10 protein-coding genes are annotated in these 13829 nt (G+C 62.7%); all 10 read left to right on the top strand.

What is annotated here, in order from left to right; all coding sequences use genetic code 11:
* Positions 1 to 8 precede the first annotated feature (8 nt).
* Entirely contained in the window at positions 9 to 434 is a 426-nt protein-coding gene (locus AC07VG_RS00575; RefSeq protein WP_103495630.1) for an ExbD/TolR family protein, read from the top strand.
* A gap of 2 nt (positions 435 to 436) precedes the next feature.
* Entirely contained in the window at positions 437 to 1138 is a 702-nt protein-coding gene (locus tag AC07VG_RS00570; RefSeq protein WP_495000885.1) for an energy transducer TonB family protein, read from the top strand.
* A gap of 40 nt (positions 1139 to 1178) precedes the next feature.
* Positions 1179 to 2876, top strand: a complete 1698-nt coding sequence (locus AC07VG_RS00565; protein ID WP_495020262.1) for a putative porin — start codon at positions 1179 to 1181, stop codon at positions 2874 to 2876.
* Between the two features lie 16 nt (positions 2877 to 2892).
* Positions 2893 to 3540 carry a DNA repair protein gene (locus tag AC07VG_RS00560; RefSeq protein WP_495000883.1) on the top strand — a complete coding sequence of 216 codons (648 nt, stop codon included), beginning with the start codon at positions 2893 to 2895 and terminating at the stop codon, positions 3538 to 3540.
* A gap of 20 nt (positions 3541 to 3560) precedes the next feature.
* Positions 3561 to 4049 (top strand): YbjN domain-containing protein, encoded by a 489-nt coding sequence (locus AC07VG_RS00555; protein ID WP_495000882.1) that lies wholly within the window; start codon positions 3561 to 3563, stop codon positions 4047 to 4049.
* A gap of 65 nt (positions 4050 to 4114) precedes the next feature.
* Entirely contained in the window at positions 4115 to 4999 is an 885-nt protein-coding gene (locus tag AC07VG_RS00550; protein WP_495001025.1) for a peptidylprolyl isomerase, read from the top strand.
* Positions 5000 to 5056: 57 nt separating this feature from the next.
* Positions 5057 to 6034 carry a LysR family transcriptional regulator gene (locus AC07VG_RS00545; RefSeq protein WP_495020261.1) on the top strand — a complete coding sequence of 326 codons (978 nt, stop codon included), beginning with the start codon at positions 5057 to 5059 and terminating at the stop codon, positions 6032 to 6034.
* A 366-nt stretch (positions 6035 to 6400) separates the two neighbouring features.
* Positions 6401 to 7333 (top strand): NAD-dependent epimerase/dehydratase family protein, encoded by a 933-nt coding sequence (locus AC07VG_RS00540; protein WP_495000880.1) that lies wholly within the window; start codon positions 6401 to 6403, stop codon positions 7331 to 7333.
* 79 nt (positions 7334 to 7412) lie between these two features.
* Positions 7413 to 10223, top strand: a complete 2811-nt coding sequence (locus tag AC07VG_RS00535; protein WP_495020260.1) for a bifunctional glycoside hydrolase/polysaccharide deacetylase family protein — start codon at positions 7413 to 7415, stop codon at positions 10221 to 10223.
* Positions 10201 to 13806 carry a tetratricopeptide repeat protein gene (locus tag AC07VG_RS00530; RefSeq protein WP_495020259.1) on the top strand — a complete coding sequence of 1202 codons (3606 nt, stop codon included), beginning with the start codon at positions 10201 to 10203 and terminating at the stop codon, positions 13804 to 13806. Before AC07VG_RS00535 ends, AC07VG_RS00530 begins: the two co-directional genes overlap by 23 nt.
* Positions 13807 to 13829 lie beyond the last annotated feature (23 nt).

The raw sequence follows: 13829 nt of genomic DNA, 5'->3' as shown, positions 1-13829 counted from the left end.
GAACAGCCATGGCTAGCGTAAATGCCTCCCACGACGATGACGATGATGCCCCAGTCGACAGCATCAACATCACGCCCCTGGTGGACGTGCTGATGGTGGTGCTGGTGATGTTCATCCTCACCGCCACCGCCCAGGTTTCGGGTATCCAGATTCACCTGCCCAAGGCCAGCGCCTCGGTGTCGTTGTCCCAGGCCAAGACCAAGGCCATTTCAGTCAACGACGGCGGCCAAGTGTTTCTCGACGCCTATCCGGTGACGCTGCCGGAGCTGGAAGAGCGCCTGCGCATCGAGAAGGCCCAGAGTCCGGACTTTCCGATCATCGTGCGCGGTGACGCCACGGTGCAGTACCAGAAAGTCATCGAAGTGCTCGACCTGCTGCGGCGCCTGGAGTTGTCCCAGGTCGGGCTGGTCACCGGCAAACCGACCCAGGGCTGACCATGACCGCGAAATTACCGATCAGCCCCGATCCCGTGAAGAAGTCGTCGTTGCGCCCGTTGAAATGGGCCGCGGGGCTGCTGCTGGGGGCCGTTGCGGCCTGGTTTCTGTGGCAATGGGCCCATGACATGAGCGGCGTGCGCCGGGAAGCGCCGAAGGTGCCGATGCTGATTCCGTTGCCGCCGCCACCACCGCCACCCGAGCCGGAAAAACCCAAGGAGCCGGAAACCCCGGTGGAAGCGAAGATCCCCGAACCGACCCCGGAGCCGGAACAGGTCAAGCCCCAGGACGAAGCGCCGCCGTCGCCGGTCAACGACCTGGAAAACCCGATGCAGATCGACGGCGACGCCCAGGCTGGCGGCGATGCCTTCAACATCGGCGCGGGCAAGGGCGGCGGCATGGCCGGAGCCGGCGGAGGGCGCCTGGGTAACGGCACCTACAGCCAGTTCCTGGCGTATTCCTTCCAGCGTTTGCTCAAGGAAGACCCGCAGCTGCGCAACCTGGCTTTTTCGCTGCAGACCGATATCTGGCTGAGCGCGGCGGGAGAGATCACTCGGGTCGAGTTGGTCAAATCCAGCGGTGATCCGAAGCTCGATGCCCAGGTATTGGCCGCTCTGCGCGCCGTGCCGCGTTTGAGCGAACGACCGCCGGCGTCGATCACCCTGCCGGTCCGTATTGCCTTGCAAGGCCGGCGTCCCGGCTAGTTCAACCCATTCGCAGTCTTGTCATAGGAGTTGTGTGCAAATGATTTCCAATGTGAATCGATTGAGCCTGGCGATCGGCCTGGTCATCGCGACCCTGGTGGGCCAGGCGGTAGCGGCGACGCCCGCGGCACCGTCGGAAAACGCCACGATCAACCTGATCCGCCTGCTGGTGCAGCAGGGTGTGCTCAAGCAGGAGCAGGCCGACGGCTTGATTGCCCAGGCCGAGAAAGAAGCGCTCCAGGCGCGCCAGGCCAGCGCGGTTGCCGCCAGCGGGCCGCCCGCGACGCCGGGTGAGGTGCGGGTGCAGTACGTCCCGGCCATTGTCCGCGAGCAGATCCGCGACCAGGTCAAGGCCGAAGTCATGGCCACCGCCAAGCAGGAAAACTGGGCCCAGCCCAATACCTTCCCGGATTGGGTCTCGCGCATCAGTTTTGACGGTGACCTGCGCCTGCGCGACGAGTCGCGCTACTACTCCAGCGGCAACAGCAACCAGATCGTCGACTTCGCCAAGCTCAATGCCAGCGGTCCCTACGACGTCAACCCGAGAAGCAGCACCAGCCTGCCGCCGTTGCTCAACACCCGTGAAGACCGAGCGGACTCCCTGCGCATTCGCGCCCGGCTGGGCATGAAGGCGGTCATCGCCCCGGACTGGACGGCGGGTATCCGCATCGGCACCGGCACCGACAACAACCCGGTCTCGACCACCCAGGTCCTCGGCGGTGGTTTCGCCAAGAAGGATCTCTGGCTCGACCAGGGTTACCTGACCTGGAAATACTCGGATCGCCTGAGCATGACTGGCGGGCGTATCGCCAACCCGTTCTTCTCCACCGACATGCTCTATTCCCCCGACCTGAACTTCGACGGCGTGGCGGCGATCTTCAACCAGAAACTCAACGCCGACTGGGGCGTGTTCGGCACCGTCGGTGCTTTCCCCATCGAGTACAGTTCCGACACCGCCAGCAGCAATGGCTTCGACAAGCAGAAAAGCGCCGACAAATGGTTGTATGGCCTGCAGGGCGGGGCGACCTGGCAGCTCAGCCAACACAACAAGCTCAAGGGTGCACTGGCTTATTATCGTTTCGACAGCATCGAAGGCCAGCGCTCCGACGTCTGTCAGCCCTGGGCCGGGGACCCGGGTTGCAGCTCCGACGGCACCCGCGCCTCGTTCATGCAGAAGGGCAACACGGTGTTCCTGCTGCGTAACATTGCTCCCAACCCCGCGGCGCCGACCACCACGCCACAACCACAGTTTGTCGGCCTGGCCTCGCAGTTCAACCTGCTGGACCTGAACCTGGTGCTCGACAGCGACCTGCCGGAAGACTTCAAGCTGCGCAGCCAGGCCGACTTCGTCCACAACCTGGGCTACAACGAAGCTGAAATGAACCGGCGTGCCGAAGGCCAGATCGTCAACAACCTGGACAACAACGGCAATATCCAGAGCGGCGCCAACGCCATGATGGTCCAGTTCACCCTCGGCAACGCCCTGGAGCTCAAGCGCCAGGGCGACTGGAACGTGTTCGGCGGCTACAAGTACATCCAGCCGGATGCCTTGCCCGACGGTTTCAACGACTCTTCTTTCCACCTTGGCGGGACCAATGCCAAGGGCTACTTCCTCGGCGCCAACTACGGCCTGGACAAGAACGTGATCGCCACCGCGCGCTGGCTCAACTCGGAGGCGGTGTATGGCGCGCCGTTCGATATCGATGTCATGCAGCTTGAAATCAACACGCGCTTCTAAGCGCGAGGGAGACCCCATGAACATGCGAGCCCAGGTGCGTTGGTCGACGCTGTTGCTGCTGGTTGGTGTGGCGCTGGCCAATGGCGCGTCCGCCGAGGGTATGGAAGAGCGCCTGCGCACCCAGTTGCGTAGCACCACCCAGCAACTGCAAGCGTTGCAGAGCGAACAGGCCCAGGCCGGCGCGGCACGGATCGCCGCCGAGAACCAGGCCAAGGCGGCCCTGGCGCAGGTCAAACAACTCGAAGCGGAACTGGCCAAGGCCAAGGGCTTGAGCGAGCAGTTGGCCGGCCAGCAACAGAACCTGCAAAGCCAGGCCCAGGCATTTGCCGCGGCCAGCAACGAACAGTTGGGCAAGTTCAAGAAAGCCTATGACGACCTGCTGGTGCTGGCCAAGGCCAAGGAAACCGAGCGCGCGCGTTTACAGGTGCAATTGACCGAGCGTGACACACAAGTGCAGCAATGTTCGGTCAAGAATCAACAGATGTACGCGGTCGCCAAGGAGATCCTTGCCGCCTACGAAAAAATCGATGTGGCCGAGGTGATGAAAATCCGCCAGCCGTTTGCTGGCGGTGCCCGGGTCAAGTTCGAGGAAATGGCCCAGGTGTTCGGCGACAACCTCTACAAGAACCAGTTCGATGCGGCTCACGCAACCCTCAATCAATGACCCACAAGGAAGAACAACTCATGAGCGAACAACTGATCGAGCACGTGACCCCGGACAGCCTGACTGAACTGCTGCAAGGCGCCGGCTACCGGGTCAATCGCACCGAGCAGAACGCTATCGTGCAACTGCTCAGCGCCAGCCAGGGCATCGGTTATGCCGTGCGTTTCGGCAATCCGGCGGCAGACGCGGGCGGCTATGTCGACTTCACCTACAGCTGCGCCCTGCGCGTGCAAGGTGAACTGCCGGCCGGCCTGGCCGAGTTGTGGAATGCCTCGCGACGTTTTGCCCGGTTGTCGATACAGGGCGAGTTCCTGGTGATGGAAATGGACGTGGTGGTGGCCGCCGGTGTCAGCGCGAATTACCTGCGTGGCAACCTGGAACTCTGGGATCGTCTGCTACAGGAGTTCATTGTCTATCTGCGTGATTACAGCCAGCAGGCCGCGCAGTTGAACGCGGCGTCCCCGACGGCGACCCCGGCCATTGCAAGCACGGAGGAGGCGGCCCTGTGAAAAAGAGCACTTTTCTGGCCAGCGCCGGGGCGCTGGCCTTGCTGGCCGGGACGGTCACCCTGGTCATGCGTCCGGGTAACGATCCGGTGGCTGCCGTGCAGCCGGCGCCGGTCGTGCTGCAAGCGACGTCGAACGCACCAGCGGTGGCCCGCCTGGGCAACCAGCAAATCGACGCCCTGGAACTGAAAGCTGTGTTTGCCGCCTTGCCGGCGGATTCCCGCGAGCAACTGCGGGGTAATCGTGGCGCCCTGGAAAGCTGGATTCGTACTCGCCTGGCGGAAAAGGCACTGATCGAACAGGCCGATGCCCAGGGCTGGCCGCAGCGCCCGGATATCGAGCAGCAAACCCGCGCCGCCGCCGAGCAGATTGTCTTTCGCAGCTACCTGGCGTCGGTCAGTCAGGTACCGGCGGACTACCCCAGCACCGAGGAGCTGCAACAGGCCTATGACAGCGGAAAGTCCGCGTGGCAGACGCCGCCCTTGTATCGGGTCAGCCAGATTTTCCTTGCCGTGCCGGATCAGCAGTCGCTGGAAAGCGTGCGTAAACAGGCGGTGGAACTGAGTCGCCGGGCCCAGGCCGCACCGGGCGAGTTCGCTGCCCTGGCGGGGCAGTATTCCCAGGATCGCGACGGCGCCAAGCGCGGTGGCGATGCCGGCCTGCAACCGCTGCAGCAACTGCTGCCGGAGGTCCGTGGCGCGGTGTCCCGGCTCAAGACCGGTGCGGTGGCGGACCCGGTCCAGAGTCCGGCGGGCTTTCATATCGTCAAACTCAACGAAATGCAGCCGGCGCGTACCGCGACCCTGGACGAACTACGTGACCGTCTGCGCGAGGCCTTGCGCAGCCAGCGTCAGGAACAGATTGCCAAGGCCTACCTGGCGGGCATGCTCAACACCGCGACCTTGAGTATCGACGGTGCCGCCTTGAACCAGGTGCTGGAAGAAAAACCCTAACAAGAAATTGCCATTGGATGGTTGGGTGTCCCCGGATACCGACAGGGAGTCAGTATTATGTCGTTGAATGAACACGCTCCGCGTGCGGGCGTCATGGAGTACCGCAGTCCGAGTGAGCCGAACGAAGCCTGGCTGGCGTTGGCCAGGCTGATCGAGCCGCAGACGGCCCAGGTTTTTCTCGCCAGTGCCCGCTGCGGCTGCTTTATGCAGGCGGCGCGCAGTCTGAATATCAAGGCAACCCAACTGCGCAAGCTGTTGGCGTTGCTTGAAGAGCGTGTCAATCGCCCCTTGTTCGTGTACCAGGGCAGCGCACTGATTCTCAGCCGCGACGGTCAGCAGTTGCAGGCGCAACTGATCGCCCTGGCCCATGAGCGGCGCCTGCCGATCATGGAGCAACCGCTGGTACGCCTGGCGATTGCCGAGTCGATCCTGCACGACATCCTCGGCCGTGACCTGATCGCGTTGCTGCGCCGCAATGCCAGCATCCGCCTGGAAATCATCCCGGTGGACAGTGTGATGTCCTTGCAGGCCCTGAGTGCCGACGTGGTGGTCTGGCTATGCGGCCCGGACACACCGATCACGGCTCCGAGCTTCGCCATCAGCCCGCCGCGACCTCTGGCGCGACTGGATTACCTGCCGCATATCGCCAAGCGCTATTCGCGAGTAGCGGCGCGCCCGGACGTGATCGCCGACCTTGAAGACTACATGCTGGTGCAATGGCAGCAGGATCGGCAGATCGACGACTTCCAGCCGTGGAACCACCTGGTGGAGCAGCGCCTGGCGGGGGTGGTGCAGGTGCACGCCTATGAACTGATGTTGGAGATGATTCGTTGCAGCGCCTGCATCGGCTTGTTGCCTTGTTATATCACTCGTTTTGACAGGGGGGTGGCGGCACTGCCGGGGCTGTTCGACGAGCCCATGCAGCGTCGCGCCTGGCTGGCGACCCGCCGTGAAGCCGAGGGCAGGGAAGAGGTGCAGTTGATCGTCGATCTGGTGCTGGGCACGTTCAGGGAGCGGCGGGAGTGGTTTGAGTAGCGAAAAGTAAGTGATGCCCATGCTACCGGCTGACCGCGCCGGCAGCCTGGGCGATCAAAGGGAAATAACCTTTGAAAGCGGGGAGACTGGCTCCTCGTGGGGACCTTGGAAAGGCTAAAGCCAAAATATTGGCTATTTTTTGGAATGTATCCGAGAGGATAAATAATACGACATATTGTTGACGGTTTAGCTTTGATATCCCACTATGGCGACCTTGAGTGATTGACTTTTCTCATGTTTTTTTGACGCCAGCGTTCTGAAGGCTCTCCATAAAAAGGCGACACAGCCCTTAAAAAGAGCGCGGGTACCGCAGGTGCCAGCTTCAGGCGATGAAGATTGCTATGCTTTTTTCTTTTGGGATGATTTATGTCTGCCGAACGGATACTGGTAACAGGGGGCGCTGGGTTCATTGGCTCTCATCTTGTGGATGCGTTATTGGCCAAAGGCCATGCCGTTCGGGTCCTGGACGATCTTTCCAGCGGCAAGGTGAGCAACTTGCCGATGAACAATCCTGACCTGAAGCTGGTGATCGGTGATGTCGCCGATGCCGCCACCCTGGCTGAAGCCATGCGGGGCTGCGGTGCGGTGGTGCACCTGGCCGCAGTGGCCTCGGTCCAGGCCTCGGTCGAAGACCCGGTGCGCACCCACCAGAGCAATTTCATCGGTACCCTGCGGGTTTGCGAAGCAATGATCGCCGCCGGTATCCGGCGTGTGGTGTTCGCCTCCAGCGCGGCGGTGTATGGCAATAACGGGGAGGGCACCGCGATTGATGAAGACACGCCCAAATCCCCCCTGACACCCTATGCGGCGGACAAACTCGCCAGCGAGTACTACCTGGATTTCTATGGTCGCCAACATGGACTGGAACCGGTGATCCTGCGCTTCTTCAATATCTTCGGGCCTCGTCAGGACCCGTCATCGCCGTACTCCGGGGTGATCAGCATTTTCAGCGAGCGGGCGAAAACCGCGCGGCCGATCACGGTGTTCGGTGACGGTGAACAAACCCGTGATTTCGTCTATGTCGAAGACCTGGTGAAGATCCTTGTCCAGGCTCTCGAACGGGTGCAACCTACGGCCGATGCCACTAATGTCGGGCTCGGCGGCGTGACCACCCTTAATGACCTGATTGCCGCCCTGGAACAGATCAGCGGCAAGCCCCTGAACCTGAGCCATGCCTCGGCCCGCGCTGGAGACATCAGGCATTCCAAGGCGGACAACCGCCGTTTGTGCGAGCGCTTTGAGCTAGGGGCGCCGACCACCATGGCCGAAGGTTTGGCACGACTCTATCGCAGTCTTTAGTTATATCGCCTTGCACGCGCCTGATTGCGCGGCGCCGGTAGTCTGATGTTGCGCGGATTGATCTACTAAAGAGTGAGTTATGGATATCGAGTTTCCCCGAGCGCGCGTCTGCAAAGTGGTGCGGCGTCTGTTTACCGCGTTGGCATTGTGTGTAACGAATTCAGTGGTACAGGCCGCCCCGGCGGCTCCCGCCAGTGTCGGCTTCTGGTACGCAGAGCGGCCGCCGCTGGCGGAGTTGGCGCAGTTCGAATGGACGGTGGTCGAACCCGGCCATATGTCCAGCGCCGATGTCGCCACCCTGCGCAAGCTTGGCAGCCAGCCATTTGCCTACCTGTCGGTGGGCGAGTTCGACGGCGACCGGGCCGCTCTGGACAAGGAAGCGCTGACACAGGGCGCGAGCGCCACCCGTAACAAAGCCTGGGACAGCCAGGTCATGGACATTGCCACGCCGGCCTGGCGGGAACATCTGTTCAAGCGTGCCCAGGCGTTGCAGGAACAAGGGTATGCCGGTCTGTTCCTCGATACCCTCGACAGTTTTCAGTTGCTGCCCGAAGTCAACCGCGAACCGCAGCGCCAGGCGCTGGCGTCGTTCCTGCGCGAGCTGCACCGTCGTCAGCCTAGCCTTAAGCTGTTTTTCAACCGCGGCTTCGAGGTGCTGGGCGAACTCGATGGCGTCGCCTCGGCCGTGGCCGTCGAATCTATCCATGCCGGTTGGGATGCCTCGGCCAAGCGTTATCGCCCGGTGTCCGAAGCCGACCGCAGCTGGCTTGAAGGTGAACTCAAACCCCTGCGGGCCCGGAATATCCCCTTGGTTGCCATCGACTACCTGCCAGCCACGCGGCGTGAAGAAGCCCGCAAACTGGTCCGTCAGTTGAGCCAGGAAGGCTTTATCCCGGTGGTCACGACCCCGGACCTCAATGCCATCAGCATGAGTACCGTGGAAGTCCAGCCACGGCGCATCGCCATGCTCTATGACCCGCGCGAAGGTGAACTCTACGATCACGCCGGCCACCGGATGCTCGGTGGCCTGCTGGAATACCTGGGTTATCGGGTGGATTACCTGCCGGTCGACGACAGCTTGCCGTCCTACAGCTTCGCCGGCTTGTATGCCGGGGTGGTGGTGTGGATGACCAGCGGCCCGCCGCAAGACAGCCGTGCCTTTTATAGCTGGATCGGCAAGCGCCTGGACGAACAGGTCCCCCTGGCGATTATGGCCGGCCTGCCGATCGAAGACCACGCGCTGCTCAAACGCCTGGGCCTGAACCTCGCCGCGCCGGGGGCTCGCGATACCTTGCAGGTGCTCAGCCAGGACAAGGCGCTGCTCGGTGCCTTTGAAGCGCCAGTGGTCCCACGCAGCCGCGAGTTGACCCGGGTGACGCTGCTGCCCGGCGGACCGCAACCGGCCTTGTTGCTGGGTGACGGCAAGGGCGGCAAGTTCGCCCCCGTGGTCACTGGCGACTGGGGCGGCATGGCCCTGGCACCCTATGTTGTGGAAGCCAACATCGAACGGACCCGCTGGATTCTCGATCCGTTCGCGTTCATCCAGAAAGCCCTGCGCCTACCGGCCCAGCCACGCCCGGACAGCACCACCGAGAACGGCCGGCGAATCGCCACGGTGCATATTGATGGCGACGGTTTCCCGTCCCACGCCGAAGTACGCGGCACACCGTATTCCGGGCGCCAGGTGCTGGCCGACTACATTCGTCCCAATCCGTTCCTGACCTCGGTGTCGATCATTGAAGGCGAGGTCGGGCCCAAGGGTATGTCGCCCTTCCTGGCCCGGGAACTGGAACCGATCGCCCAGGAGATCTTTGCCGATCCCAAGGTCGAAGTGGCTACCCACACCTACAGCCATCCGTTCTATATGCAGCCGGACAAGGCCAGGCAGGATGAAGATTTCCATGCCGAATACGGCCTGCGGCTGAATATCCCGGGCTACAAGACCCTTGACTACCAGCGCGAGATCGTTGGCTCGCGGGACTACATCAATAGCCGCCTGACCACGGCAAAAAAGCCGGTGAAGATGATCTTCTGGCCGGGTGATGCGTTGCCAAGCGCGGAAACCATCAAGCTGGCCTATGACGCCGGGCTGAAGAACGTCAACGGTGGTCAGACCATCCTGACCAAGGCCAATCCGTCGCTGACCGGCCTGTATCCGTTGTTGCGGCCCACCGCCGGCGGCTTGCAGTACTACGCGCCGGTGATCAACGAGAATATGTACACCAACCTGTGGAAGGGCCCGTATTACGGCTTTCGCGATGTGATCGATACGTTCGAGTTGACCGACAGCCCACGGCGCCTGCGCGGCATTCATTTGTATTACCACTTCTATTCGGGGACCAAGCAGGCATCGATCAAGGCCATGACCGACATCTACCAGTTCATGCGCGGCCAGCAGCCGATGTCGTTATGGATGAGTGATTACCTGGATCGGCTTCACGGTCTGTACCAGGCCAGCCTGGCCCGCACCGGCGAGGGCGACTGGCAAGTGCGCGGGATGGATGGCTTACGCACCCTGCGCCTGGATCCGGCACTCGGCTGGCCGGACCTCGGCCGCTCCCAGGGCGTGGCCGGTGTCCGGGACCTGCCCCAGGGCCGCTATGTGGCGCTGAGTAGCGACCGCGCGCTGTTGGCCCTGCGCCCGGAGCGTGATCCGCGCCCGGCGCTGGAGCTGGCGAATATTCCCTTGCTTGACTGGCGGTATGTGAATGACCAGCAGGTGACCTTCGCCTTCGCCGGCGAATTCAACCTGGAGTTTTCGGTACGCTCGGCCGGCGCCTGCCGGGTCGAGGTTCACGGGCAACGTTACGTGGGCCGGGCCGAACAAGGCCTGTGGCATTTCCAACTTCCGCTGAAGCAGGTGAGTGATGCCCAACTCCTCTGCAACTAAGGCTAAAAGCACGCGGCTGCTCAATCCCTGGGCGCTGCTGCTGGTGGCGATCGCCGTCGGCGTGCTGCTGTGGGCGACCTTTCATAATGAAGATGCATTTCGTCCCAAGGGTGGCGCGCCGGACGAGGTCTCGGCCAGCTACGCCGAGGTGTTGCTGGCGGCGCACCCGGAGAATAGCGAGCTGCGCACCCAGTTGCTCGACCTGCTGATCCAGCTGGGTGAATACCCACGCGCGGAAAAGCATCTGGCTGATTGGCCGCAAGCCGATTCGACGCTGAAAGCCTATTATCGGCTGCAACTCGATGCCCTGGCATTGAACAGCAGCAGCGATAGCCCGGCATTGCAGGCGCTGGCCGAACGCTTCAAGGCTTTCGACTACAAGTCGTTGCCAACGCCCCAACTCGAACACTTGGCGCCGTTGGCCCTGAGCGCCCAGGCGCCGGGTCTGGCCGCGGATAGCTATGCTGAACTGGCGCGCCGCGATCCACAGCGGCGTGACCAATGGCTGGCCGAAGCGGCGAAATGGTACCTGGCCAGCGAACAACCTGGGCGGGCGGCGGACCTCTATATACAGTTGCTCGATAACAGCCAGAAGCCGCAACAGCGTCGCCAGTTCCTCCAGGAAGCTTTCAAGGGCCTGGTGGAGGCGGACCGTGGCGATCAGGCAGTCGAGTTGCTCGCCAGGCAACTGGCCGCGCAACCTGAGGCCAGAGCCACCCAGGGATGGCTCGATCCGAGCCTGCTTGACCAAGGTGTCGATGTCGCGGTGGCCCATGACCGCGTGGACCTGGCCGAGCAGTTTTTTACCGAATGGCGCAAGTTGCAGCCTGACAGCCCGCAAGTGCTGGCCAAGGAGTTCAAGCAGCGCCTGGCCTTCGGCGACCTGCCGGGGGCGCATACGGTAGGCCTGCAGCTGCTCGAGCAGCAGCCGGACGATCCGCTGTTGCTGGAGCAGATGGCGCATATCGCCGAATGGCAGGCCGACTCGGCTGCGGCGCTGGGCTACTGGATCAGCCTGAGCGAGCTGCGTGACAACCCGGCTGAACTCGAACACACCTGGCGCCTGGCGATGCAGACCTACGATTTCGATCGCGGCATACCGGTGCTGGCGGGGATCATGCACAAGCGAGCGCTGAGCAACGTCGAGCTCGATGCCCTGGTCTACGCCGAAGAGTCGCGCGGTACGCCGGAGCAGGCTGAAACGTGGTTGCGCGCTTACGTCAGCCAGTATCCGAAACACCGCCTGGCCTGGGTCCGCCTGTTGCAGAACCTGGAAAACACCGAGCAGTATCCGGCACGCCTGGCGGTCTGGCGGAACTTCGCCAAAGGTTTCCCGCTGAGCAGTACCGAGCGCGTGGACTGGGCCAACAACCACCTCAAGCTGTTTGACAGCCAGTCGGCCTGGAAGGTGATCACGGCGGTCGATGGCAACAAGATCAATGATCTCGGCTATTGGCAATCCCGCGCGGCGCTGGCCTGGGACCTGGAACTGGACGACGAGCTGCGGCTCGCGCTGGAGAAGATGCTCGCCATCAAGGGCTCGCTCAATAGCGGTGACGAGAGTGAGCTGATTGCCCTCTATCGAACCCGGGATCCACGCAAGGCCTTGCAGTTGACCGTCGACAGCTGGAAGCAGGGCCACGCCCCGCAGCGCCTGGTGGCCGCCTTGCAACTGGCCCAGGAACTTCAGGACTGGCCGCTGGTGATCGATCTGCTCAAGGATGCCGAGCAGTATCCGGACGCATCCGAACGCTCCCAGGTGCTGGCGGCCCGTGGCGCGCTGGCCGTGCAACAAGGGCAGAGCGAGGAGGCCTTGCGTTTGTATCGCCTGGGGTTGAGCCGTTTCCCGGATGACAATACCTTCCGTGAGCGCCTGCTGTGGCTGTACGTCGACCTGGGCCGTAGCGACGAAATCAAACCGTTGTTGCAGCAATGGCGCGCCCTGGCCCGCAGCGACAGCAGCTTGTGGCTGCCGTTTGCCGCCGCCAGCCAGTTGGTCGGACGCAACACCGAGGCCCTGGCCTGGTATCGCCTCTATCTGCAAACCAACGCCGGCGACTGGATGGTCCAGGCGGCCTATGCCGATGCGCTGGAAGGCGCCGGTTATGCCGAGTCGGCCCAGCGCTTGCGGCTCAAGCTCAACCGCGAGGTGACGCCGGAGCAGATTCGCGCCACCCCACAGGGCTACAGCACCTGGTTACGCCTGCTGGCCAGCAGCTATTCGTCGCGCAAGGCACAGAACCAGGCAATGCAATGGCGGGATGGCTCCAAACCGATGCTGCAACTGTGGTTCGACCAGTTGCTGGCACGGCTGGATAACCTCAATCAGTCGGCGCAGAAAGACGACTGGCTGGCCTGGGCCCGTAGCCGTGGTCTGAAGATCAATGGCTACGAGCAGATCCAGGAAGCCCTGCGTGGCAGCAATCGTGCCGCATTGGAACACCTGGTGAGCAGCGGCGAGTTGGATCCGGCGCAGCAGGTCGAGGCGCTCAATAGCCTGGGACGCGGCGCCGAAGCCCTGGCCGTGGACCTGTCGACACTGGGCGACGATCAGCCGCCGGCGATCCGTGAGCAGTTGCGCCGCCAGGCCATTGAAATGACCGAGCGTACCCCGCAGGGCGTGCTGATGGCCTGGGAGCGGCAGGACTACGGTGGACTGGTATTCAACGGTCCACGGCTGACCACCGCGCGTTATCTGAACGACAACTGGTACGCCAAGCTGGTGCTGGAGCAGGGGCAATACAGTGGCGACAGCGTGGATCCGTCGCACCTGGGCACCGAGACCAATACCGAACTGACCCTGCAGCGGCAACTGGAGAGTGGCCATTACAAGCTGATCTTCGACAGCAGCCTGCGCCAGGACGATGACCGCAACGGTCTGGGTGTCAGCCGGACCTGGCAGGTGGACAGCGGCAACGAACTGGATGCTGGCGCCGACTGGCACCGCAAGAACGAGGACAGCGGGCTGATGCGTGCGTTCGGTCGCCAGGATGATCTCTGGGCGGGTGGGCGGCATCGCTACTCGGCCCGAGACCAGCTGTCCTGGAACCTGGCCCAGCGCTGGTTCGCGACCCGCGGCGGCGATGACCTGGGCAACGGCCAGGCACTGAAGATCGAGTTCGACCACACTTTGCAATTCGAAGGGCCGAACTGGGAACTGCGCAGCGGCATCGATTATCAGCAGAACAGCTTGAACAACCACTCGCTGGCCAATCTGGCCAATACTCTGGGCGGGGGCATCGACCTGGCCGGGCTCGAACTTGATGATCCGAGCCAGATCACCAGCCAGACCCTGCTGCAGAAACAGTACGGCCAGTGGTTCTTCGGCAGTTCCTGGCGGCGCGGTTTCCCCGGCGCACTGAACCGCACACGGGGGCAGTACACCTGGCTGGTGGATCTCAGTACGGGGTGGCAGTGGACCGATAACACCATCAACTACGCCATCAGTACCGGTGTCGGCACCGAGGTATTGGGCAATGACGAATTGGCAGTGACCTTCGGCTACCAGTCGGCGCCACAAGGCGGCACAGGCAAGTCCGGCGGTACCGCGGGTGTCAGTTACAGCGTGCGTTTCGGACGCTGATCATGGAATTCAAAGAGGAGTTA

It is taken from the genome of Pseudomonas sp. GW821-FHT03C07, assembly GCF_059420925.1.
This window is presented reverse-complemented; position numbering and strand designations above follow the sequence as displayed.